General features: G+C 49.8%; 15 protein-coding genes and 1 pseudogene. 3 read left to right on the plus strand and 13 right to left on the minus strand.

Annotated elements, in window-relative coordinates; genetic code table 11:
* Positions 1-8: 8 nt before the first annotated feature.
* From HMPREF1536_RS15750 to HMPREF1536_RS15800, 12 genes and pseudogenes are all read right to left on the minus strand, one after another.
* Positions 9-890, minus strand: coding sequence for an aryl-sulfate sulfotransferase (locus HMPREF1536_RS15750; protein WP_044191304.1), 882 nt, complete (start codon positions 888-890; stop codon positions 9-11).
* A gap of 9 nt (positions 891-899) precedes the next feature.
* Positions 900-2,702 (minus strand): c-type cytochrome, encoded by a 1,803-nt coding sequence (locus HMPREF1536_RS15755; protein ID WP_028726203.1) that lies wholly within the window; start codon positions 2,700-2,702, stop codon positions 900-902.
* Complete coding sequence (locus HMPREF1536_RS15760) at positions 2,702-5,191, minus strand: HzsA-related protein (protein WP_028726204.1); 2,490 nt, start codon at positions 5,189-5,191, stop codon at positions 2,702-2,704. The genes HMPREF1536_RS15755 and HMPREF1536_RS15760 overlap by 1 nt, the downstream gene beginning before the upstream one ends.
* Positions 5,192-5,327: 136 nt before the next feature.
* Entirely contained in the window at positions 5,328-6,023 is a 696-nt protein-coding gene (gene deoC, locus HMPREF1536_RS15765) for a deoxyribose-phosphate aldolase (protein ID WP_028726205.1), read from the minus strand.
* A 12-nt stretch (positions 6,024-6,035) separates the two neighbouring features.
* Positions 6,036-7,070, minus strand: a complete 1,035-nt coding sequence (locus tag HMPREF1536_RS15770; protein WP_028726206.1) for a zinc-dependent alcohol dehydrogenase — start codon at positions 7,068-7,070, stop codon at positions 6,036-6,038.
* A 21-nt stretch (positions 7,071-7,091) separates the two neighbouring features.
* Entirely contained in the window at positions 7,092-8,615 is a 1,524-nt protein-coding gene (gene xylB, locus HMPREF1536_RS15775) for a xylulokinase (RefSeq protein WP_028726207.1), read from the minus strand.
* Positions 8,616-8,632: 17 nt separating this feature from the next.
* Positions 8,633-9,112 carry a Lin0368 family putative glycerol transporter subunit gene (locus HMPREF1536_RS15780; protein WP_028726208.1) on the minus strand — a complete coding sequence of 160 codons (480 nt, stop codon included), beginning with the start codon at positions 9,110-9,112 and terminating at the stop codon, positions 8,633-8,635.
* Positions 9,109-9,495, minus strand: a complete 387-nt coding sequence (locus HMPREF1536_RS15785; protein WP_028726209.1) for a Lin0368 family putative glycerol transporter subunit — start codon at positions 9,493-9,495, stop codon at positions 9,109-9,111. The genes HMPREF1536_RS15780 and HMPREF1536_RS15785 overlap by 4 nt, the downstream gene beginning before the upstream one ends.
* Before the next feature lie 22 nt (positions 9,496-9,517).
* The gene (locus tag HMPREF1536_RS28440) at positions 9,518-10,555 is read right to left on the minus strand and encodes an SMP-30/gluconolactonase/LRE family protein (RefSeq protein WP_199884263.1); all 1,038 of its coding nucleotides are present in this window, start codon (positions 10,553-10,555) and stop codon (positions 9,518-9,520) included.
* Positions 10,547-13,060, minus strand: a pseudogene (locus HMPREF1536_RS15790) (glutaminase domain-containing protein); the annotation flags it as partial. The gene HMPREF1536_RS28440 and the pseudogene HMPREF1536_RS15790, both read right to left, overlap by 9 nt.
* Before the next feature lie 200 nt (positions 13,061-13,260).
* On the minus strand, positions 13,261-13,785 hold the full coding sequence (locus HMPREF1536_RS15795) for a DUF2867 domain-containing protein (RefSeq protein WP_028726210.1): 525 nt from the start codon (positions 13,783-13,785) through the stop codon (positions 13,261-13,263).
* Positions 13,786-13,830: 45 nt separating this feature from the next.
* A complete protein-coding gene (locus HMPREF1536_RS15800) occupies positions 13,831-14,400 on the minus strand; it encodes an ORF6N domain-containing protein (RefSeq protein WP_028726211.1) in 570 nt (189 codons plus the stop codon).
* 352 nt (positions 14,401-14,752) lie between these two features.
* Between HMPREF1536_RS15800 and HMPREF1536_RS15805 the strand changes: the two genes are divergently transcribed.
* Both HMPREF1536_RS15805 and HMPREF1536_RS15810 read left to right on the plus strand, forming a co-directional pair.
* Positions 14,753-17,566, plus strand: a complete 2,814-nt coding sequence (locus HMPREF1536_RS15805; protein WP_081693238.1) for a glycosyl hydrolase — start codon at positions 14,753-14,755, stop codon at positions 17,564-17,566.
* 2 nt (positions 17,567-17,568) lie between these two features.
* On the plus strand, positions 17,569-20,337 hold the full coding sequence (locus HMPREF1536_RS15810) for a family 78 glycoside hydrolase catalytic domain (protein WP_199884259.1): 2,769 nt from the start codon (positions 17,569-17,571) through the stop codon (positions 20,335-20,337).
* Positions 20,338-20,375: 38 nt separating this feature from the next.
* Here HMPREF1536_RS15810 and HMPREF1536_RS15815 read toward each other — a convergent pair whose 3' ends face one another.
* Positions 20,376-21,875, minus strand: a complete 1,500-nt coding sequence (locus tag HMPREF1536_RS15815; RefSeq protein ID WP_028726214.1) for a M20/M25/M40 family metallo-hydrolase — start codon at positions 21,873-21,875, stop codon at positions 20,376-20,378.
* 252 nt (positions 21,876-22,127) lie between these two features.
* Here HMPREF1536_RS15815 and HMPREF1536_RS15820 point away from each other — a divergent pair, with 252 nt between their 5' ends.
* On the plus strand, positions 22,128-23,612 hold the full coding sequence (locus HMPREF1536_RS15820) for a TolC family protein (RefSeq protein ID WP_028726215.1): 1,485 nt from the start codon (positions 22,128-22,130) through the stop codon (positions 23,610-23,612).
* The last annotated feature ends 27 nt before the right edge of the window (positions 23,613-23,639 follow it).

A 23,639-nucleotide genomic window follows, 5' to 3' on the forward strand; every position in this document is an offset into this window, starting at 1 on the left:
TAAATCGTTTAATGATAAGACTTGCCGTTGTTGTCCGTGCTGAATACGGACGACATGGTTTGTATCCCTTCAAAGTCCTTTAATGTGCAAAGGATGTTCTTGTCCCGGTCTACCAGGAACAGATGATCCCGTTTCTCCGGATTTACGTGTCCGACCCAGTTAGTGAAAAGTAAGCGTCCATCGGGGAAATACTGCATACCCCCCAGGAACTTCAGCGGTTCTCCCGGAATATCCTTGTTGGAGATCTCCCATACGGTATCCCCTTTCTTATCCAGTTCTATGATACGGGGATTCTGCGTCTTGTCGGCTACGGCTACCAGCGTATGCCCGTTAGGTAGACGGATCACTGAGTGGGGGCCGCCCGGTACCTGTACCTGCCAGACGACTTTACCCTTTGAATTGTATTCTTTTACATACTCATCGCCGTAATGCGCTACCAGATAATGTCCGTTGTCCAGTTTGCGGGCGTTGCGCATAAAAGCGAACGAGCCGTCGGTAACGCCTTCCGGAAGGATGCAAACCTCGCTGACGATCTTCCCTGCGGGGGAGACTTCCAGCAGGCGGCCTGCATTACACTCACCGATAAACGTATTGCCGTTTTTCAGACGCTGGCAGGCAAAGACTGGACTTGCTGAGGCGTAATGAAAAACGGTATCATTTTGACGGGTCACTTCCAATACGCCTTTGCCTATCGAGAACAGTAAGTTGCCGTTTGGAAGCACCCAAAGATCATTCGATTCCGGAGCCTCATGCTGCCAGACGATCTTGTTGTTTTCCATGATGAAAACGATCCCCTGGGAATAATCGGCTCCGGCAAAGTTCCCGCATTGTGCCAGTACGCTCAGGCAATGCATGCAGGAAAACACAAATATATAAGCGAAATATTTCATGATTCTTATTTATAGAGATAATACATATTCTGCGAGGTCATTCAGTTCGTTCTCCGTCAGCGCTTCAACGGGGCCGTGAACTTTCAGCATCTCCTGCATCGTGTAACTGCGTCCGTCATACAGGTAAGGAGCGGTTCGCCAGACTTCATTCAGGGCGGGGACATCCATTTTTGTATTCTTGTCCGCTCCGTTTGTCCAACTGACCTTGTATTGCTTCATATCCGTATAATAAGTACCGGCATGGCAGGAGGCGCAATCTTTCTCAAAGTGTTCCTTTCCTCGTTGGGCGGCTTCCGATAAGTTCCCGTTCACCAGGTAAGGGCTTGGTACAGGGGATAACGACTTCAGATATGTATCGATGGCCGGAGCAATCTCCTCTGTATTGGCTGCAAATAAGATATACTTGATACCAGAGATAACCGCCGTCTCCGCATCTTTACGGATTCCGGAGATCATACAAGGGGGAGTTTGATGCGATAAAACCAATGTCTTGGTATTCTTCGGATTCCCCATCCCGTCATTCATCAGATCCCAGTTCAATCCGTCCATACGTGCATCGTTCGGGTGGCAACTGGCACAGCTCTGCCATTCCTGGAAACCGATGCTTGCATCATGGAAATACATATCCCCTTTCCCTTTCTGAGTGGAAGCGAGCGGACTGCCTAATACAGCAGCGGTCATTTCTTTGCCGTTGCCGTTGAAGGCGACCATTTCTCCGGTATAATAATTAGCCGTATATACTTTCTCCGGAGTGACATACAAGGCGCGGGGGCCTTTGCCTTTTGTCTTGTAAAAGTTGCGGATGCCATATAAGAAGCCTGCATCATCCTGTACATGGGTAGCATCTTTGGTCGAAGGAGTCACTTTCTCCCCGGCTTTGACACGTGCCAGGCGGTCGTGCAGCGATATTCTATCCACCGAAGCCAGTTCGTGTGTGCCGGAAAGTGAAATCCATATCTTACTGTCGTCCGGTGAGACAACGACATTCCAGGGATTGGATGCACCTTTCTGCGGCGTATCCAGCAGAACCGTATTCTCCACTTCCTGTGAATGCAGGTTGATAACGGACAGCACGTTGGTACTCATCCATCCCCTGTCTACCTGGTTGGTAGGAAGCTGGTAACGCGCCAGTAAGTGAACGGCATAGGCATAATCGCCCTTGCTGTCGGTAGCCAGTGCCTTGACATCCGTCGAGCCGTTGGGTAATTGTAATCGCTTTACCACCTTTTTACTGTTTACATCCACGATATCCAACTGGCAGGCAATCGGATAGGCGAGTGAAGACATTTCCGGCAGGTTGTTGGCGACGAGCAATAAGCTATCGTTGGCAAAAGCCACCATATCCACCGGCTCGCGGCCGACGGTGATCCGGTTCGTAACTTCTTTTGTCTCGAGAGACACTTCCCACAACTCGTTGTTAAAACGTTGGGTTGTCCATAAAGAACCCGTTTGCGGGTTGAACAGTACGGCAGAAGGTGTATGCCCCAGCTTGGTCTCTGACAGGACGGACAGGTCTTTCCCGTCCAACTCGCAGAGGGAACCGCCGGCACCGTCGCAAACCACCCAGATATGCCGGTCGGGTGTTTGTACCAGGTCGTTTGCCGGGGAGGGTAATGCCGCCTTTATCCCGGTCTTGTTGAAATTGGCATCGATAAGGCATACTTCCTTTTTATCCCGGTTCGTCACCAGGAGATTACCGCTCTCCCCGTTACTCCAGATATGATCCGGAGCAAAAACTTCCTGCCCGTTACATCCGGCAAGGAAGGCTAAAGAGAGACAGGCTATATAAGTCCAGTTTATTTTCATGATCATTACTTCTTTGCTTTTAACGATTGGAGATACTGACGGATATTCTCTTTCTCGGCAGCACGGGATGTCTCCCGCTTCTTCTCATAATAAGTATAGTAATCCTTTTCCTCCTGTGTCCAGTTGTTCGCTTCCCGGTAATCGCCGATGAAAGGAACGCAGAGGTCGATCCAGAGCGCGATCGTTTCCATTTCTTCCTTGCTTAGCCGGCATCCGCCGTGCCCGTTCTCAAGCCTTTTGATCAGGTTGCTTGTATTGGAACCGGCAAAATAGGGGGCAAGCAAGGTTGGTTCGGACAGGTTGCTGATCCAGTTCACTTCCGGGTGATGGGCGTCTCCTTGCCAGGAGTCGTTACCTTCGGTCATACGGCGGGCATGGGTCAGGTTGAGATAAGAGTCCGAGAACTTGCGCTTGGTCTGCTGGTCTACCACTTTCAGTTCACCTTTCAGGCTCAGTTTGCTTTTTACACCGTCGTGACAGGAGATACAATGTGCATCCCAGATAGGCTGCACCTCTTTGATATAGCTGAAGGAGCGGTCGCCGATACCTTCCGGCTCGATCTTCTGGATACCTGTATTCATTGCTATCGAAACCGGATGCGAAGCCACCGGAACCGTGTTCTTATGCTCATGGCATCCTACGCAGCTCTGTGTTTCACCCGGTTGCAAGGTCGACCAGCTACGCATGGTCTGCACCACCCGGTTATTCTCATCCAACGCCTGGAAATACAACGGAGTGCGGCAAGGCACTTTGAAGAAGGCCGAACCGTCCGGCTGTACGTCGACCGTGCCGAGTATCCGCTTTACGTCCCAGCTGGCGTTTCCCACACCTACCGGTGAGAAGGCATGTCCTCCGCCCCCGGCATCAGAACCGAAAGCGGCACCGATACTGGCCACGCGGTAGATCGGCTCTACAATACGCAGTTTCTTGATTGTTCCCGGCTCGACACCTTTCAGGCCGTTTCCTTCGTAGATGTTTTGCATATAGTAAACGCCTTCCTCTTTCGTATAGTCCACATTGTTTACACGTTCGAAAGGACGTTCGCGTTCGGCCAGCAAGACCGGCTGATTACAGGAGATGCTTGCATCCGAAACCAACAGTTCACGTTCGCCGGACGGTGTCATCCAGTAGATACCGAACTCCATCGGGTGGCCTACATGGTAACCGAGCGGGGTATAGGAGATCAGGAACTCATTCTCATTGAGCGGGTAAGGATGTTGGAACTGGTCGCCGAACTGTCCGTAGGTATCTACTTTGACGGCTTCCGGCCGGTGAAGCGGAGCGACCAGCATAACGCCTTCGTTCTCGTCGCGTCCTGCCTCCGGGTCGATGATACATAGTTTACCGTGCTGCGGCGTATGGTGTCCGAGGATCGTCGCCATCACCTTACGCGTTTCGGGTATCTGGCGGGTATGGGTGACGGTGGTCGGGAAGAAGCTGTTTCCTCCGTAATACTCCGCTTGTCCGGTACCGTCCGGGTTCATTTGGCAGAGCGGTTGCGTGAATACCTGTCCACGGTCGTTGTATTCCCAGCGGGTATAGACCACGCGGCCGTCATCGAGCAGTGTCGGGTTGGACGTATGCACCTGGTCGAAACCGACCTGCCGCATATAACGCCCTTCGCGGTCGCAAAGATACAGGTTGCTGACTTCCACTGTCCAGCAATCCACCGAGCTACCGTTGCGGGTGGAGTTGAACATGATATTTTCGTCCGGCAGGTAGATGGGTTCTATATCTGCAAATCCCAGTCCGGAAGTGATCTGTTTTAGTTTCCGGGATGGCATTTCCATTTCATATAGATGGAAGTCATCCTCCTTTTGGGATTTCTTCCAGGAGAAAAGGACATGTTTGCCGTCGAAATGTACATCCGGATCACGGAAAACGCCGGCTGTATCTTTCAATAAAGTCTCCTCCTTCGCCCAGATACCCTCCATTTTGAAGTAAGCCAACTCACCTCCTGCAAAGAAATTGCATTCTGCGCGGGCATCCGACAAACCTTCCGTATAGGCGAAGAAAGACGGGCGTAAGGTACGGAACTTTGTAAACACCACTTCGGGCGTGCTTTTTACAAAGGAAGCCAACCGTTGTTCCCTTCGTGCCTGGCAGGCGTCTAGGTAAGAGGAGATAGCCTGTGTGATGCTTTCGGGCGTGTCGGTTACTTTTGTTTCCTGCTGCAATTTGTGAAGGCGTTCGCTGATCTGTTCGGGCAGTGACCGGTCGAACCATTTGATATCGCTTCCGTCCTGTAGCCACCAGTCGTAGTAAACCGGATAGTGGTGATATAGATGCAGATGCGCTTCCCGGATGAGGGAAGCCGTACTGTCTTTCGAGACAATCCCTTCGGTTGCCTTTATCTTATTAAATCGGTCTTGTATATCTGTTATAAATTCCTGTTTGTCGACAGGTTGATGATCCTTATACACTTTTTCCTCGTTCTGGCAGGCGGCCAGGACAAGGCATATAAGTCCCATTCCTATTTTGTGTAAGTTATTCATTCTACTCCCTTCTTTCTTAATGATCCGCTTTACGGAATAATTGAAACAGCTTGGTATGTTTCAATTAGTTTCTTCGGCATGAAACTATTGTTTCTCTTAGGTGAAACATTTGTTTCATGCCGAAGAAACTTTTGTTTCAACCTAGTGAAACTTTATACGCTTCTACAATAGAGACTCCGCTGGACGTACCGATGCGGGTGGCACCTGCCTTGATCATGGCTAAAGCCGTATCCAGGTCGCGGATGCCGCCTGCTGCTTTCACGCCGATCTCCGGGCCGACCACGCGGCGCATCAGTGCTACGTCTTCCACCGTTGCACCGGCTGTACCGAAACCGGTCGAGGTCTTTACAAAATCCACATCGGCCTCTTTGGCGATCCGGCAGACCGTTTCCTTTTCGGCATCCGACAGATAGCAAGTCTCCAGGATGACCTTGCAGATCACGCCGGCGGGCTTGCAGATGGCAACCATATCTTCGATTTCTTTCTTTACAATATCCAGGCGGCCTTTCTGCAGGGCACGCACATTGATCACGGTGTCGATCTCCGTAGCCCCTTTTTCGATGGCGTCGCGTGTTTCGAACGCCTTGCATTCGGTGGTTGTCTGGCCTAACGGGAAACCGATAGCCGCCCCTACGCGGACAGGTGAGCCTTCCAGTAACTTAACGCAGGTTTCTACTTCTGCCGGGTTGATGGCAACCATTGCGAAATTGTATTTCCGTGCTTCGGCACATAGCTTCTCGATGTTTTCCGCCGTGCCGAAAGGCTTCAGGAAAGTATGGTCGATCATTCCTGCCAGTTGTTCTGCTGATAAGTTTGCTGTTATTTCGTTCATGATAAATGATGTTTAGAATGTTAATACTGTTTTTATTACTTCGTTACGTTTGACGGCTTCGAGCGCCTCGTTTATTTGTTCTATTTTAAAGCGATGGGAGATGAAGTCGGATGCTGACAGGCGGCCTTCGCGTATCCATCCGGCCAGTGCGGTCATGGCCCGTTTCTCTTCCGAGCGGGTTGGCCAGCGGTGGATGAAGAGGTTGAAGTTGTAAGGTGCCTGGTCGAGGTCGATCGTCGGGTTCTTCGTCATGACTCCATATACGCAGATGTCGCCGGCCATCTTGATAAGTGGCAAGGCCGAATTGACGATGGAAGGAAGGCCTACCGCGTCGATGATCGTATCGTACGAACGGTTGGCGGCGGCGATAAATTCGGGCGTGGCGATCTCTGCCGGGGTATAGCCGTTGTCGGCTCCCATCCGTTTCGCCAGTTCCAGTTTGGCGGGAAGCATGTCTACGATATCCACCTGCGCCAGTCCGAACAGTTTGCCGAGCTTGACGAAGCTCAGTCCCACAGGGCCCGCACCGAATACCATCACCTTCTTTCCCGGTTCAAGGCGGAAGTCTTTGAAGGCACCGACTATTTCGCGCCAGGTGCAGGCAATTACCGCTTCTTCCGGTTGTATGTCGGCAGGTACGGCATTCTGGATCTCGAAACTGTCCCAACAACCCTGCTCCGGTGTAGCCAAGCCTTCTTCCTGCAATACTTCGAAGTCGTTTACGACGACGTATTCGCTGAAGCCACCCCAGGCACTGTTCAGCCCCGGTGTTGTAAAGGTGGCATTCAGTCCGCCGATGGCTCTGTCGCCCACCTTGAAGTTGCGTACTTTGGCTCCTACTTCGACTACTATACCGACGTTCTCGTGTCCCAGAGCCATCGGGAACTGGTCTGCACCGGGGAAATGTCCGGCTATCAGTTTGCTGTCGGTGGCATTGCACAGGGCTACCATTTCCGTTTTTACCAGAGCCTGGTAAGGCGTGATAACGGGTATATCTATTTCCCGGATCTCTACTACGCCGGGAGCTGTTGCGATTACGCTTTTCATTTGTCCTTTCATATTCAATTCTTATAGGTTTACTTCCGAGAGGTCGGTGTACACTTCTTTCAAGTGATCGTACGTCCGGTCGAAAACGGCAATTAATTCTTTGTATTTCTCTACGTTGGCCGGGATGGGACTGATCTTCTTATCGATATGGATAAAGCGGTCGGTCACGCTGAAGTCTTTGAACAAGCCGGCTCCGATACCGGCCAGGATAGCGGCGCCCATAGAGGTGGCTTCCTCCAGGTAGTTCGGTATCTTTATTTCCGTCTGGTAAATGTCGGCCATCATCTGTTGCCAGATCGGGTTTTTGGCACAGCCGCCTATCACCGTCATGTTTTCAACGGGGACGTGGTTGCGGAAGATGTTGACGATCAGTCCGAGGTTGAGGGTGATACCTTCCATCACCGAGCGGAGCATATCGCCGTGCGTATGTCCTACCGTCAGGCCGATAAAGGCACCTTTGGCATTCACGTTCCAACGCGGCGAGCGTTCGCCCATCAGGTAGGGGAGAAACAACAGCTTGTTGGCTCCTATCGGGGATTGCCGTATCTGCTCGTCGATGAGTTCATATACATTCCCTTTCCGTAGCCTGGCTTCTTCCTGTTCCAGCTGGCAGAGTTGCTGTACCATCCAGTTGTAGGAAGCTCCTGCCGTCTGCATGGTTCCCGACGGGTGCAGCATTCCGGGGACGACGTGTGCCCAGTTCATGGTGCGCCGCTGTTCGTCTACGACGGGGTTTTCCACGGTCAGGGCTACCCAGGAAGAGGAACCCAGGTAATTGTAGGAAGTATCCGGGGCTACACAGCCTACGCCTACTCCGGCACAGCTACCGTCGCCACCTCCGCAGATCACCGGGGTGCCTTTACGGAGTCCGGTCGCTTTCGAAGCCTCTTCCGTTACTTCGCCTATCACGTCGATAGAGGAACGAACTTCCGGAAACAGCGACATGTCCAGTCCGGCAGCGTCGATGATCTCCTCGCTCCATGCCCAGCGGTTCAGGTCGTAGGCATTCGTACCGGATGCATCCGAGGGATCGGTGGCAATCGTGCCGCAAAGACGGAAGTTGATGTAATCCTTTGCGTTGAGCATCTTATAGGTATTAGCGAATACTTCCGGCAGGTGTTTCCGTATCCACATCAGTTTCTCTATGGAATAAGAAGCGCTGATGCGGTGGCCTGTTATTTCATAGAAATGAAGCGGATCGATCTTTTCCGTCAGGAAGGCTTCTTCTTCCTGCGAACGCTGGTCGCAATAAAGCAGGTGAGGGTGAAGCGGATTCCCTTTTTTATCGATACATAAGCAGCCCATCATCTGGCCGCTCAGGGCAACCCCGGCGATATCGGCGGGCGAGACGATTTGCAGTAAAGCATTTGTTGTTTCAACGATCGCTTTCCACCAATCGTCCGGATTCTGTTCCGCCCGGTTGCCGGCAGCGTAATCGGTACGGTAGGCGGCTACATGGGAAGCAATGAGCTTGCCCTCTTCGTCGAACAAAGTAGCCTTGTTGCCACTCGTACCTAAGTCGTGTGCAATAACGTATTTTGACATGGTCTATAGAATATTATTTATAATGCAGCATTCGTATATCCGGTCAGCCCGACCAGAATACCTCCGGCGATCCCTCCGGCAATGATAACCACCCAGCGCGGGAAAGCCTCTTTCAATAAGCCCCACCTTTTGCCTTTGGAGCCGCAGAGCGTATCGCACACCACAAACCCCATAGCAATGGCCCAACCCATATCTACCCACGGTGCACTGCCCCGCGCGCCTTGATGGATCAGGCTGAACTGCATCGGCAAGCCGTTTGCATCCGTGGCCAGGCCGGTGGAGAAACCGAAACCGGGCAATTTATGGTTGACCAGCCAGAACGTTCCGATGATCAATGCGGCGGCGATAAATCCACCTTTTGCCCCGAAGTCCCTGACCAGTTTAGGCCAGCAGAATATCACCGTGAAAGTGACGGCGAACGAACCGAATATACTGGTTATGATACCGGCATTGTACATGCCGAACAGTTCATTGTAAGTCTGTAACCACTCGCTCATACCGTAGTCTCCTCTTCTTTAGACAGGCGGTTACCGCACGAACGCATCACCCAGATGGTGAGTCCGGCCAGGGCACCTCCGATAAGACAACAAACCAGGGTAGGGGCAGCCAGGAAGAAGCCTCCGAAGTCGCCCTGGAAACGGACGATCCCCCAGGCGATACCGGCAGAGCCGATACACCATCCCTGATCCAGCCATATCTTTCCTTCCGGATTCAATATCGCTCCGTTGTAATGGTTCATATACCACATAATCCCGATGATAAGCGTGGCCGCCAGCCAGCCGCCCATCAGTCCGTAAGTTTTCCAGAGTTCCGGCCAGATACCGAAGGCAAAGCCTCCGCATATGGCCGATCCGGCGAATGTTGATAAGTAGTGTTTCATGATGTTAGCAGGTTATAATCTATTAGTTAAGTTGTAATTTAGCTAGTGTAAAAGGCTTGTCGTGTCCGGTGTTTACCTTGTCCGGCCCTGTTACGATATCGAAGCAGGAGACGATCACCTGGCCGTTCCATACGATCGGTTCGCCCGGCTGATCCAGTCCTCCGTCGCTGCCGTCGCAGTCGGGACTCTGGGCGATACGTTGTATGCGGCCGTTCTTGTCGATACGGGCAACGGCATTTTCGGAGAAGTCGGCTACCCAGATATTGCCGTCGTCGTCGATGCACATCCCGTCGGTGGTGCGCAGTTGTGAAGGATCCTGTGCCCAGATATCGTTTCCGATAACTTTGCCGGTGCCGTCGAATGTGATCCGGTGGATAGTGCCGTCGCCGAAGTTACCTACATATAAATTACCTTCTTTATCGAATACGATGCCGTCCAGTCCGTACTGAACAGCTTTGTTCTTCGTAATGACGGTGGTGATGAGGTTCTTATCCGCTTTCGTATTGGTCACTTTTATGTTCTTGTCGTTCTTGTCGAAACAATACACTCCGCTAACCAGTAAGCCCGACGGATCCTGGATAGTGGACAGGGAGCTTTGCGTCACATACAATTTGCCGTTGTGGAAACGAACCCCATTGGGGTGCTCCATTCCTGAAGCGACCACAATGGTTTCGTCCAACCTACCATCTTTCAGCCTTAAACACAACAATCTTCCCTTGTTCCTGGCTTTCTCTGCGCCGCTCCATCCCTGGTTGTCACAGATGAATAAGTTTCCTTCATTATCGAACGTGATACCCATCGGGGCAGCCCATCCTGTCTCCGGTAATACCGGGACATCCAGCCATTTGCTGATCTTTCCGTCCTGGGTGATCCTCATCAGGCAAGCCGGTTTTGCCAGGTCGGCAAAGTTGGGGCAGGCCAGGATCAGGTCACCGTTCGGTGCGATTGCCATCCCGTCGGGGGTAGGGCAATCGTCCGGTAATTCCATAAATAGTTCGCTTTTTTGCATGGCAGGTGCATTGGTCAAAGAAGGAGCCGCCGCAGGGGCTCCCTTATACATTTGTTTTTCAAGCATCTTCATAAAGTAACCGCCTACAACAGAACGGGCACGGAAACCTACCGAGTTGGCATTCGTCGTTTCATGCCAGTCGCATAACGGCATACGGGTAGTCGTCTCGTTCGCATATTTATATATGGGCGATACCAGCTGGCTGAAATCATTCATATTGTCTGTAAGGCAGGCCGACCACATGATCCAGTCCGATTTGGTATATGTCTTGCGGCTGTCGAGCGGCAGGCCGTAGGTGTTCTGCTTGGTCAGGTAGTAAGCCATTTCCTTGCCTGCTATTTCCTGTGGAAAGATACCCATTCCGAACAGTTTGTCCCATACCAGGTTATACTTCTGGCTCCAGGTGGCAGGCTGGTCGAAAGTCAGGCGGTAATGATCGCTTGCATTGGCCATAGACGACCATTTCATCGCCATCTCTTTAGCGGCGGAAATATATTTTTCGGCAGTCACCTTATCGCCCAGCATATCGGCCAGTTTACCGTATCCGGCTATACCGATGATCGCTTTGATGGAGAGGTTTGCATTGTGTGCAAAGTGTCCGGCGAAGTCGTCCGTACAAAGCTGGTTCTCCGGATCGAGCCCTTCCTTTAGCAGGTAGTTTGCCCAGGTAGTCAGTGTTTCCCAATGCTTCTTCGCATATTCGGCATTCCCTTCGCGCAGGGCAATGGCGGTTGTCAGGATCAGCATGTTACCGCTTTCTTCCACGGGCATGTCGCCCCCGTAAGTCTGGCCGTTAGCCTGCGGGTAAGTACCCACGTCGTGGGCTGCGAACGGCTTGTTCCACATACCGCTTTCGCTGTAATGGAAAATAGGGTTCATCATCCCTTTCAACAATTCAGGGTTATAGATCAGGAACAGCGGTGACGAAGGATAAGTAATATCGACCGTACCGATAGAGCCGTTGCTGAAGTTCTCTTTGGAAAGGAACAGCAGGTTGCCGTCTTTGTCCTCTACCAGTTTATGGGCGGCAATTGCCTGGCGGTAAGCGATTGCACACAGTTCGGCATACTCTTTACCTCCGGCTTTGTCCGCATCGTTCATCAGTTGCGTATCGAACTGGCGGCAGCGTTTCATAACGGAAGCATAGTCGTTGTTCGCTTCTTCAAAAGCCTGTCCGATATTCTTCTGCCCGTTGTGTTTCCAGTAGGCCATCCGGTTGTCGTTGAAATACTGGATAGCATACAGGTCGTCGTATCCGATCATCAGGAAGCTGCCGACGGGCGACGATACGCTACCCAGGTCGTGGCTGTAGGCCAACACGCTCATCTCTTCCTGCATATCGGATGAGAGTCCTTCAAGGTTGGTGTTTACGGGCAGTTTACCGTTGACGGCAAAGTTCTGCTTGGTGGCATGATACGGGCCCATCGTCATTGTCGTGTTGGCATCCGTGCCGGCTGCAAGGTAGAAATATCCCCAGTCGATACGTACATCGTCCCCTTTCCGGGCAAGTACCTGCTGTTCGGTGGTTCCTGTCTTCAGGTAAGTGATATTGTTCTTCTCTTCCCGGTCGAAGGATACACGCTGGTTGTCGGAGTTGACGGCCAGTTGCGGGGTGGCTTCCATATAGATCTGTACGTCATGTTTCTGTCCGTCCAGCGATTTGGCCTGGTAAGAGATATAGTTGACCGGTCTTGTCATCAAGTCCAGGTCGTCCATTAATAAAGGAGAAGTGAAGATAACATCCAGTTCGACCGGGCCGCATTCGAATGTGTAGAATGTCTGGGTCGGCAGTACGTTAACAGATTTCTGAACGGCGGCTTCCTGGAAGAATGTTTTGTTCTCTTCCTTCCTGTACAGGCCGAAGTCCACATAACCACCTCCGGTCTTGTTGTGGCAATGGGCGGCAATAATGTTCTTTCCGGGTTTCAGGGTCGCTTTCACTTCTGCGGGGAGTTCGGACAGCACATTGTTTTTCCAGACATAGCCTGTCGAGATCACCTGTATACCATTAATATATAATTCAAAAATATCATCGTGCGAATATTCGAGATATAGCGGTTGTGACGTGTAATCTTCGGTGAGGTCGAATGTTCTCCGTACCCAGATATCCTTGCTGTTCCAGGGGGTAGACAGATCCGGCATGTCGGGGGTACCGAAGGCTGCCTGTCCTTTTGTCCAAGAAGCATCGTTGAAGTCGGGCTTGATCCAGTTGGCAGCCGGTTCTTTTTCGGTATAGGCGGCTTCCCATTTCTCTTTGGTGGCTGTGGGAAGGATGACCTTAAGCGGCAGATCCTCCACACCCATAAAACGGTACGGTTTACCGTCTACCCGGACAACGCCCAGCAACGGGTGTTTTTTGCCTGTCCAGTGACGGGTAGCATCTTCATTCAACTGATCGGTAAACGACCATACGCTTGTGTATGGGTCGATCGTTACCAACGGATAGGAGGGGGCGCGGAGTGCATTCTGCTTTTCGGGTTCAAAATAGTTTGAAGGGCCGCTACAAGCGCAAAGCAGCCACGAAAACAAGATACACATTAAAGATACATTTCTCATGATATATAGTTTTTCATTTATGTCCTTACCGTTAGACAAGGTCGATTTAATTAGTCAAACTCAAAAAGGAAAGGTACCCCTTGAATGAGTACGACATTTTAATCATTTTTTCGTAGGCAAAAGAACATAAATTAGCTCTGACCGGGTTGCAGTAATCGGTCAAAAGCTTTCAAATATCAATCAGAGAAGCTGTAAATCTGCTATTTATTCGTTTTTAAGGCGCTTGGTCTCAGTATATGTTTCAACATTCCTCTTACTACCAGGAAATGGAATGGGCATATGGCATAAAAGTAGGCATATCCCAGCCAGTAATGAAAATGTACGACGGTAATACATCTAATCTTTTTGCGGTTTTCTCCGAGATCTTCCATATGGATGGAGAGGTAAGCACAGAGGTGTTTGTCGTCCAACTGCATAATGGTTTCGTTGGGTGATTTGTCGGTGATGTTGGCTAAAGGAGTCTTTTCTCCTGTCCGGATACATCTTTCAATGTCCGGCTTTTCCTTTTCTCCGGCTTGGAGGCCGAATGGTTTTACCAATAAATTACGCAGTTTGAAGAGTTTGTTTACCCAATCCGGCATATCTGTCCATAACGAGATCAGAATATCATCCGCAGTAATCTCCTTCTCCGTCGTTATCTCACACTCGAATGCATCCGAATAGTTTGCCGGGAGGTATTTGTTTATCAGGCTGTCCGCAGGGATTGTAGAGTTTTTGACTTTCATGATGTATTTGTTTATGAATTAAACAGATATTTGTTAATAACATAATTACTTTGGCTTCACAAAGCCTACCGGGTTACGTGGTTTACTCGATAGCTTCTTTTGTACCTGTAATTCTGCTAATGTTTTATTGATCAAATCCAATTGTATCCGGGTATCTTCATTAATATCATTGTAATCGGTAAATACCTCTTCGATGTATTCTTTGAGTTCCTTCATTTGATTATCCAATTGCTCTATTCTATCAACTGAAGGTATAGTTATTAATTGACGAACAGCAACAAATGCCCTCATAATACCTCTGTTTACCTCTATTGCCATCTTTGAATTAAGTACACTGCTAAGCATTGCAACGCCTAGCTCTGTGAATGCAAAAGGCATATATTTGAAGTTGTGCCCTCTTTGATTATTCAAGGTGCCAAAAATGCACCTTGAAAGTTCATCTTTGGTTAGTTCAAACATGAAGTCATCACCTTCAAATCTTTCAATATTTCTTTTTACAGACCGCTTTAAGTACTTTGTTTCTGTACCATACATTTCTGCCAAATCAAAGTCCAGCATTACCTTATGTCCCCGAATTTCGTATATTTTACTTTGAATAATTAGTATTTCATTCATAGCAGGTTTATTTAAGATGATAGTTAATATATTGTTAATCGCAAATGTAGTGATATTAATCAATATAACTTCATTTATAGGACAATAATTGATCGACACAATAGAAACGCTTTTAAATTCGTGGATGGGATGATGCAGACTGAATATAACGTATAGGTAGATCAGGGTATAAATAGTTGGTAAAAGTACTCTTTCTCCTGGGAACAAACGTTGCATAAATGATATTAAATGTTACAATAATGACACTGCATTCAAAGTTGCGTTATTTTGTTATTTTCTGTGCTTCAGCTAGTTCCTGTTATAAAGTTTTTATCTACATTTACGGAGTTAACTTTTTGCAAATCAATAATCCATGAATATGACTCTTTCAAGAAGAACCTTTATCAAGTCCAGTGTGATTTCAGCTCTTAGCTTACCTTTTATGCAAGGATGCCGCTTTGTTGACAGTGAAAATGACGAAAGCGACAGGCTGTTTATGTTGTTTCAGAACCCGCCTGTCACTTCAAAACCTTTTGTTCGTTGGTGGTGGAACGGCGATAAAGTAACGGCAAAAGAGATCCTGCGCGAACTCGACATAATGAAGACCGCCGGTATAGGAGGTGTCGAGATCAATCCGATCCGTTTTCCGGGAGGGGATGATCTGGGAATACCTTCTCTGGAATGGCTAAGCCCCGAATGGATCGAAATGGTAAAGACCGCACTCAAGGGAGCGGAAGAACGGGGCATGATATGCGATATCATCGTCGGTTCGGGCTGGCCTTTCGGGGGCGAGTTCCTGCAACCGGAAGAACAGACCCAGCTAATGACACAGACCGCCCTGAAAGTAAAAGGGCCGGGAAAGATAGAACTGAAAACAGCCGACCTGCTGGCGGAAGCCTCTCCGCAGGTCGCATCCAAATACGAAGGGGCAACCAGCGAGTTATACTCCCTCTGCCTGGCTCCGGTGGAAATGTCGGCATTCACCCCCGCCATAGACCTTCCTTTTGAGAAAGGGGCGGACGTAATCTCCATCGATCTGCCGGAAGGTGAACATATCCTGTATGCACTGGTGAAAGTGACCGGTTTCCAGGCCGTTATCAACGGTGCTCCCGGTGCTGCCGGGCCAGTGCTGAACCATTACAACCAGCAAGCAGTGGAGAAGTTCCTCAACAGGATGTCGGATAAACTCTTCCCCGCTATCGGCAACCTGAAAGGGTTCCGTGCTTTGTTCTGCGACAGCATGGAACTGGAAGGAGCCAACTGGTGCCATGATTTCCTGGAAGAGTTTCAGACCCGCCGGGGATATGATGTAGAGCCTTATCTGCCTTTTATCCTCTATAAAGTCGGGCATATGGGGCATGCTGTCGAGGGAGCACTGGCAACGACCTTGTTCGGCGAGGCCAAGGAAGAGGTAGACCGCGTGAGATATGACTTCTTTGTCACCTGTATGGATATCGTGCGGGATCGTTTCCTGAAGCCCTATACGGAGTGGTGCAATAAATACGGTTTCAAGTCGAGGATACAAACCTATGGCCGCGAGTTCCACCCGCTGGAAGCATCCCTGGAAGTGGATATTCCCGAATGCGAAACATGGTTCTGGAATGCGGACGGTTGCGAGAAAGATGCCTTTATTAAATCGCCCACCGATACGAACGTGAATAAATTTGTCGCATCGGCCGCCCATTATTCGGGGAAAAGGTTAGTCAGTTGCGAAGAAATAACCAATACCGGAAATGTCTTTAACGCCACGCTCGAAAAGATCAAGATGACGGGCGACCAGAGTAACCTTTCCGGCGTGACCCATTCTATCCTGCATGGATTTAATTATAGTCCGCTGGAAGTACCGTTCCCCGGATGGGTCATGTACGGCACGTTCCTGAACGAACGCAATACCTGGTGGCCTTATTTTAATCTGTGGGCGACGTACAAAACCCGCATATCGACCGTGCTTCAGGAGTCTGATTTCTTCGCCGACATCGCCGTGATGCATCCGTTGGCGGATATGTGGACGATACACGGGCCGCAGCGTGACCCATTCCCCGGACTGCATTATCCGTCCTATCAATATAAGGTATGGGAGGCGATCCACCGGAACGGAAACAGTTGCGATTATATCAGTGAAGGAATCATTCAGCAGAGCAGCTTTAAAAAGGGCAATCTGGTTTTCAATAAAAGGAAGTACCATACCCTGATATTGCTCGAAGTCGAGTCGATGATGCCGGCCACGGCAGAGGCCTTGCTTGCCTTTGTGAAGGCGGGGGGCAAACTGATCTTTGTCGGTAAGGAACCTTATAAATCACCGGGATATAAAGATCATCAAACGAACGACGAAAAGGTGAAACAGACGATCGGCAGGATCAGGGAAGCTTATCCGTCACAGCTCTTTACGGTGGAAGCTCCGGTCGAGCCGGTATCCTGGTTCCGAGGGGTACAACAGCAATGCGATATTGTCCCTTATATGAAAATTGATACTCCGAGCCCTTATGTCAGCCAGATACGCCATCAGGCGGGGGACAAGGATATTTACTTTATAACGAACTGTAACCCGGATGATGAGATCCGCATACAAGCCACATTTGCCGACAACGGTAAAACGCCCTGGCTCTGGAATCCGGAAACAGGCGAACGGTCGCCTTATCCTTCTGCATCCGGTTCCGTCTTGCAGATCACTCTGGGGCCTGCCGCTTCCCAACTGATCGTATTTGAAGATGCCAAAGCGAACAAGATGGCTATTCCTGCCATACCGTTACAAAGTTCGTCTCCCGTCAACTTGAACGGCTGGAATGTCCGGATGGAACATATCAACGGAGATACGAAAAAACTGGAGATCGATACCCTGATAGATTGGTCGGCCGATCCGGCTACGCAGGGATTTGCCGGTGTGCTATATTATGAAAAGACGGTGGAAGATGCAGCCGGGTTCTATTATCTGGATCTGGGAAAGGTCTACGGCGTTTCGGAAGTGATCCTGAACGGGGAAAGTCTGGGATGTAAATGGTATGGCAATCGGGTGTATCAGTTGCCGGAACATCTGGCAAAGGCGCCTGTCAAGACATTGCAGGTGAAGATCACGACTACGGTAGGTAACTATCTGAAAGCTACCCCGGAGAATAAAACCGGACAGTCGTGGACTCGCCATCAGAAATGGCTGCCTACAGGAATGATTGGCCCTGTTAAATTAGTATGATTATGAGAAGAATAGGAATACTTATCTGCTTCCTGGCAGGTATCGCACTTTTTGCCGGAGCCAAGTCCTTACAACTAAAGGGGTTGACCTGCGAGTATGTGGAAAACCCGCTGGGAGTGGATGCACTTAATCCCGTGCTGGGATGGCGATTGGAGTCACAGACCCGTAACCAACTGCAATCAGCCTATGAGATACAAGTCGCTTTGAAGGAAGACGATCTTCGGAACGGGAAAGGGTTGGTCTGGAAAAGCGGGAAAGTCAACAGCCAGCAAAATGTAAATATCGTTTACTCCGGTAGGAAGTTGAAGCCTTTTACCCGCTACTACTGGCGTGTCCGTGCCTATGACCGGGAAGGGGAAGTGTCCGCTTGGAGTGAGCCGGCCTTTTGGGAAACTTCCATGCTGTCTCCGGATGACTGGAAAGCCGAATGGATCGGTGATGGTTCGAAAGCACCGGAGAAGGAGGAAGATTTCTATAAAGACGATCCGTCCCCGCTTTTCCGTAAAACGTTCCGTCCCGCTAAAACGGTGCAGGAAGCGCGTCTGTATATTGCCGGTATCGGATATTATGAGGCCAGCCTGAACGGTAAACGTATCGGCAACCATGTCCTTGATCCGGGCTGGACGAATTACGGGAAACAAATATTATACAGTACCTATGACGTAACCCCGTTGATCGGCTCGGGAGAAAACGCGATCGGGGTCATGCTAGGCAACGGATATTACAACCCGCTGCCTATGCGTATTTTCAAACCCTTACGGGAGTACCTGACGATAGGTCGCCCTTGCCTGAAAGCACAACTTCGTATCCGGTATACCGACGGGTCGGTGGAAACAATCTGTACGGATGAAAGCTGGAAAACAACTACCGGCCCGGTTATGCGTAACAACGTCTATCTCGGCGAACAGTATGATGCCCGCAATGAGATAGACGGTTGGGATACTTGCCCATTCGACGACAGCCGCTGGAAACAGGCCGTACCGATAGCAAATGCCACGGCCGGGCAGCTGACGGCTCAAATGCAACCGCCTATCCGGGAGATAGAAGTGATCAACCCCGTGAGGATGACGGAAACGCGTCCGGGAGAGTTTGTCTTCGATATGGGGCAAAACTTTGCCGGTGTGGCGCGTATCAAAGTCAGAGGGGCGAAAGGCTCGACTGTCAGGATCCGTTACGGGGAAGATATTTATTCGGACGGAAGCCTGAACGTGATGACTTCCGTTGCCGGACAGCAGAAAAGGGTCTGGGATGCCGATTGGGAAACCGCCGGTCAACCACAGACTGCCTGGCAGGAAGATGTCTATACGTTGAAAGGAGAGGGGGAAGAGATATGGTCGCCCCGCTTTACGTTCCACGGTTTCCGGTATGTGGAGATAACGGGATGGCCGGGTCGCCCGTCTTTATCGGATGTGGAAGGGATCCGGCTGAGTGCGGATTTGCAAAGAACCGGGTCTTTCGAATGTTCCGATCCGATGCTGAACCGTTTGGATAAGGTGTTGGATTATACGTTCCGCAGTAATCTTTTCAGTGTGCAATCCGACTGTCCGGCACGTGAGAAGTTCGGTTATGGTGGCGATATTGTCGGGACTGCCCGTACGTTCTGTTGGTTCTACGACATGGAGAACTTCTACCGGAAGGCGCTCCATGATTTTGCCAACGACCAGCGCCCTGAAGGGGGAATGACCGAAACGGCCCCTTATAACGGGATAGCCGATATGGGACTGGGGAACGACTCCGGCCCGATCGGGTGGCAACTGGCTTTCGCTTTCATGCAGAAGCAGTTGTATGAATATTATGGTGACCTGCGGACAATAAAAGCCTTTTATCCGACCTTGCGCAAACAAGTTGAATTCCTTCGTTCAAAAGCGAAAGAGAACCGGATCGGGACTTGTATCAACGATCATGAGAGCCTGGAAGAACGCGTTCCCGCCTTGTTCGCTACCGCGCATTATTATCATCATGTGATTTTACTGGCTGAGTTTGCCTCATTGACAGGCCGGCCGAAGGATGCACAGGAATATTCCCTGTTGGCAGCGGATATAAAGGAATCATTTATAAAAGAATTCGTGAAACCCGGAACAGGGGAAGTGGCAAATGCCACACAGGCAGCCCAGGCATTCGCCTTGTTTTATGATCTGATTCCGGAAAGTGAAAAGGAAGCTGTCTTTGCCGTCTTTCTGAAAGCTATCGGGAAATGGGACGGACATATCGCTTCCGGCATTTTCGGTGTTCCCGCTATTCTGGAAGTATTGCGTCAGAATAACCGGAATGATATTGCCTATGAAATGGTCACGAAAAAGGATTTCCCCGGCTGGGGGCATATGCTCGAATCCGGAGCAACAACCTTATGGGAAACCTGGAAGTATTCGGATAATGTATATTCTCAAAACCACCCGATGTTCGGTAGTGTAGGAGAGTGGTTCTATCAGTCGTTGGCCGGAATAAACCCGATGGCTCCCGGTTTCAGTAAAATCCGGATCAAACCGCAACCTGCCGGTGACCTGACATGGGTAAACTGTACTTATCGCTCAGTGAACGGCCCGATTGTAAGCAATTGGAAGAAAGAAGGCAATACCTTTGAACTCCGGGTAACGATCCCGGTCAATGCAACAGCCAGTATCTGTCTCCCTTCATCGACCGGTTCGGAAATAACGGAAAGCGGTCGTCCGCTGGATACTGTACAGGATGTAAAAGCAGCCGGGTTTGCAGATGGTTTCTATTGTGTCGAAGTCGGATCGGGAGATTATGTGTTTGTTGTAAGGGATATATGAAGTTTGTAGGGGCAACCCTGCCCCTACAAACTTGGCTATTATTTCCTGGGCATCATCTCATCCCTCATTGCTGCATTATAAGCGAACCAGGCGACGATAACTGCATTGTGGCGTATATCGTCCAGTACCAGGCGGTCGGAGAAATCCTGTGTGCGATGCGAATGGCGTCCCCACTCCATAGGATCCTGGATAAACTGGAAAGCAGGAATACCCGCATTGTCGAAAGGTATATGATCCGTACTGCCGACGCTCCGGTTGGAAACAGTCGTAAAGCCTGTATCCAGGAAAGGTTGCATCCACTCTGTAAAGATCGGATAGACCTGTAGGTTATCCTGGGTAAATATACCCCTGAATTTCCCTGGGCCATAATCGGAATTAAAGTAAGCGGATATCTTATTGTATTCCTTCTTTTTCTCTTTGGTTACCGGGTCTTGCACAAACTGCTCCACATAACCGCTCGAACCATGCAGGCCCACTTCTTCACCACCCCAGAAAGCGACACGGATCGTACGTCTCGGTTGTACACCGATGGCTTTCAGTATACGCATGGCTTCAAGCATGGCAATAAATCCGGCACCATCGTCACCGGCTCCCGGACTCATATGATAACAATCCAGATGGCCGCCGATAATGACCAGTTCGTCCTTCAGTTTGGGGTCGGTGCCGGGTATCTCGGCTATGACGTTATATATCTTGCGGTCAGACTCGAATTTAACGGCGATATCGACTTCCATTTCTACCTTTTCACCGTTCCTGATCAAGCGTTCCATCAAGCCGTGGTTTTCGCAGGCAATATTTAGTTCGCAAGGTACGGGGCCGGCTTCTTCTAATTTATGGAAGTTCAATCCCGGAACACTGTAATTCCCCGATTCATGGATAATGACGGCCGGATTCTCCTTGTGTACAAAACTCAGTATTTCGGCATAAGACAACTCGCTTCCTTCGATGGCCTGGGCGGGTCTGCGGCGACGGGGCTGTACTTTAGTGATCGGATATTCGGCTGTTTGCTTTAAAGACTCTTCCGTATGCCGGCGGGCCATAGGTTCGAAACTGATCTTATAATCCGTAACAGACGGCATCAGTACGATCTTTCCTTTCAGTGTCCCTTTCAATGCCTGCAATTCTTTGTCGTTTGTGGCAGTGATCAGTACAACATCCCCTTTTACCGGCCCGTTTGTGCCGTTTGTCCAGGCTACCGGAGCCGGAAAGATGGGTATATAATAAGGTAACGTCATTGCGGCGTAAGCCTTTTCGATATCCCATCCGCCACGCGGCCAGTCACGGGCAAATTCGATGCGGGGATTAGACAGCTTGTATTCCTCCATCATTTCTTTGGCTACTTTATAACCTCTCTCCATCCCGTCAGACCCTGTCAGGCGGGGGCCGGCATAATCCAGCAAACGGTAAGATAACCGCTCTATGTCGGAATTCAGTTGTTCTTCCTGCTTGATCTTTTGGGCGACAGTCAGGTCGATCTTTTCAGTCTGGGCCATTACGGATGATACACCGATCATCAAAAATACCAATAAGCTTTTCATTTTATCTTTGTTATGGTTTCACATAAGTGTAAGTTGTTTTCTAAGACCTCCAAAGGTAATAAATCTGTATTTCATACAGATCAATCGCAGCAGAATATATCGAAATATAATTGGTATACGAAAGGAGAAGAAACGATATCGGACACACTGTTCATTATCGGACACTATCGAAGGTGGCTATGATTCAGTAAATCAGTTGTATATCTTTTTGGCATAGCTTTTGCCTGTGGAAAGGCAAAAACATTTATAACAATGAAAAAGATATATATAGCTATCGCATCTTTGTTGCTGACCGTATCCGGCTTGCATGCGGAAGGACAGGAGAATATAGTGAAACTGACCCTGAAAGAGGCTATCGGTCTGGCACAACTCCAGTCGGTGGATGCCGCTGTAGCCCTCAACGAACTGAAAACGTCTTACTGGGAATACCGCACCCACATAGCAGACCAGTTGCCGGAAATGAATTTCAAAGGAACGATCCCCAGCTACAGCAAGCAATACAGCCGTAACCAACAGCCGGATGGTACCTATGCGTTCGTGCAGGACAATAACCTATCTATGGACGGGGCTATCTCCATCGATCAGAACATTGCGCTAACCGGAGGTAAGATCTCGTTGAATACGTCGCTCAACTTCTCGCGTCAGCTCGGGCACGGTGCCTACAATGAATTTATGAGCGTCCCGATCGGGCTGACCCTGACACAGCCTATCTTCGGGGTGAACGACCAGAAATGGAAACGCCGTATCGAGCCCGTACGTTATCAGGAGGCGAAAGCCGCCTATATCGAGAGTGTGGAAGAGGTTACCATCTCCACGATCGCCTATTTCTTTAACCTTCTGCTGGCAAAAGAGAACCTGCTCACTTCGGAGCAAAATCTCGAGAATGCCAATAAACTATATGAGATAGCCGTCGCTAAACGTAAGATCGGTCATATCTCCGAAAGTGAGTTGATGCAACTCAAACTATCCGCTTTGCAGGCGAAAGGCAAACTAACGGAAGCACAGTCGAACCTGAACGCAAATATGTTCCAGCTCCGTTCTTTCCTGGGGTTGAGCGAAGAAGATGTGATAGAGCCGGTTATCCCCGAGTCTGTACCCGATATGCGTCTGGTTTACCAGGATGTATTGGAAAAGGCGCAGGAAAATAACTCGTTTGCGAAACGTATCCTGCGCGAACAACTGGAAGCCGATTATGCCGTTGCCACCGCCAAAGGGAAGCGTCGCGATATAAACCTGTTTGCTTCCGTGGGGTATACTGGAAAAGACTATGATTTTGCCGGAGCTTACAATCCGCTGAAGGATAACCAGGTGGTAGAGGTTGGTTTCAGTATCCCGCTCCTCGACTGGGGCAAACGGAAAGGGAAGGTAAAAGTGGCAGAGTCGAACCGTGAGGTGGTACTTTCCAAAAACCGCCAGAACCAGATGACGTTCAACCAGAATATCTTCCTGCTGGTGGAGAACTTCAACAACCAGGCCGCCCAGCTGGAGATTGCAGCCGAAGCCGACGAGATTGCACAGAAGCGTTATCAGACTTCGATAGAAACCTTTATGATCGGTAAGATCAATATCCTCGACCTGAACGACGCCCAGCAATCCAAAGACGATGCCAAGCAAAAGCATATCCGCGAGTTGTACGGTTTCTGGAATTATTTCTATAATGTGCGCAGCGTCACCCTCTATGATTTCCTCAACGATCGTAATCTGGATGCCGATTTTGAAGAAATAGTAAGGAGATAATTCGTATCTTTACAAACCCAAAAAGAC

It is taken from the genome of Parabacteroides gordonii MS-1 = DSM 23371 (genome assembly GCF_000969825.1).
GTDB lineage: Bacteria > Bacteroidota > Bacteroidia > Bacteroidales > Tannerellaceae > Parabacteroides > Parabacteroides gordonii.

Bases quoted from the DNA above. Each gene is read 5' to 3' on its own strand.
- HMPREF1536_RS15750 (WP_044191304.1), bottom strand. From the start codon at position 890: ATGAAATATTTCGCTTATATATTTGTGTTTTCCTGCATGCATTGCCTG.
- HMPREF1536_RS15755 (WP_028726203.1), bottom strand. From the start codon at position 2,702: ATGATCATGAAAATAAACTGGACTTATATAGCCTGTCTCTCTTTAGCC.
- HMPREF1536_RS15760 (WP_028726204.1), bottom strand. From the start codon at position 5,191: ATGAATAACTTACACAAAATAGGAATGGGACTTATATGCCTTGTCCTG.
- deoC (WP_028726205.1), bottom strand. From the start codon at position 6,023: ATGAACGAAATAACAGCAAACTTATCAGCAGAACAACTGGCAGGAATG.
- HMPREF1536_RS15770 (WP_028726206.1), bottom strand. From the start codon at position 7,070: ATGAAAAGCGTAATCGCAACAGCTCCCGGCGTAGTAGAGATCCGGGAA.
- xylB (WP_028726207.1), bottom strand. From the start codon at position 8,615: ATGTCAAAATACGTTATTGCACACGACTTAGGTACGAGTGGCAACAAG.
- HMPREF1536_RS15780 (WP_028726208.1), bottom strand. From the start codon at position 9,112: ATGAGCGAGTGGTTACAGACTTACAATGAACTGTTCGGCATGTACAAT.
- HMPREF1536_RS15785 (WP_028726209.1), bottom strand. From the start codon at position 9,495: ATGAAACACTACTTATCAACATTCGCCGGATCGGCCATATGCGGAGGC.
- HMPREF1536_RS28440 (WP_199884263.1), bottom strand. From the start codon at position 10,555: ATGTATAAGGGAGCCCCTGCGGCGGCTCCTTCTTTGACCAATGCACCT.
- HMPREF1536_RS15795 (WP_028726210.1), bottom strand. From the start codon at position 13,785: ATGAAAGTCAAAAACTCTACAATCCCTGCGGACAGCCTGATAAACAAA.
- HMPREF1536_RS15800 (WP_028726211.1), bottom strand. From the start codon at position 14,400: ATGAATGAAATACTAATTATTCAAAGTAAAATATACGAAATTCGGGGA.
- HMPREF1536_RS15805 (WP_081693238.1), top strand. From the start codon at position 14,753: ATGAATATGACTCTTTCAAGAAGAACCTTTATCAAGTCCAGTGTGATT.
- HMPREF1536_RS15810 (WP_199884259.1), top strand. From the start codon at position 17,569: ATGAGAAGAATAGGAATACTTATCTGCTTCCTGGCAGGTATCGCACTT.
- HMPREF1536_RS15815 (WP_028726214.1), bottom strand. From the start codon at position 21,875: ATGAAAAGCTTATTGGTATTTTTGATGATCGGTGTATCATCCGTAATG.
- HMPREF1536_RS15820 (WP_028726215.1), top strand. From the start codon at position 22,128: ATGAAAAAGATATATATAGCTATCGCATCTTTGTTGCTGACCGTATCC.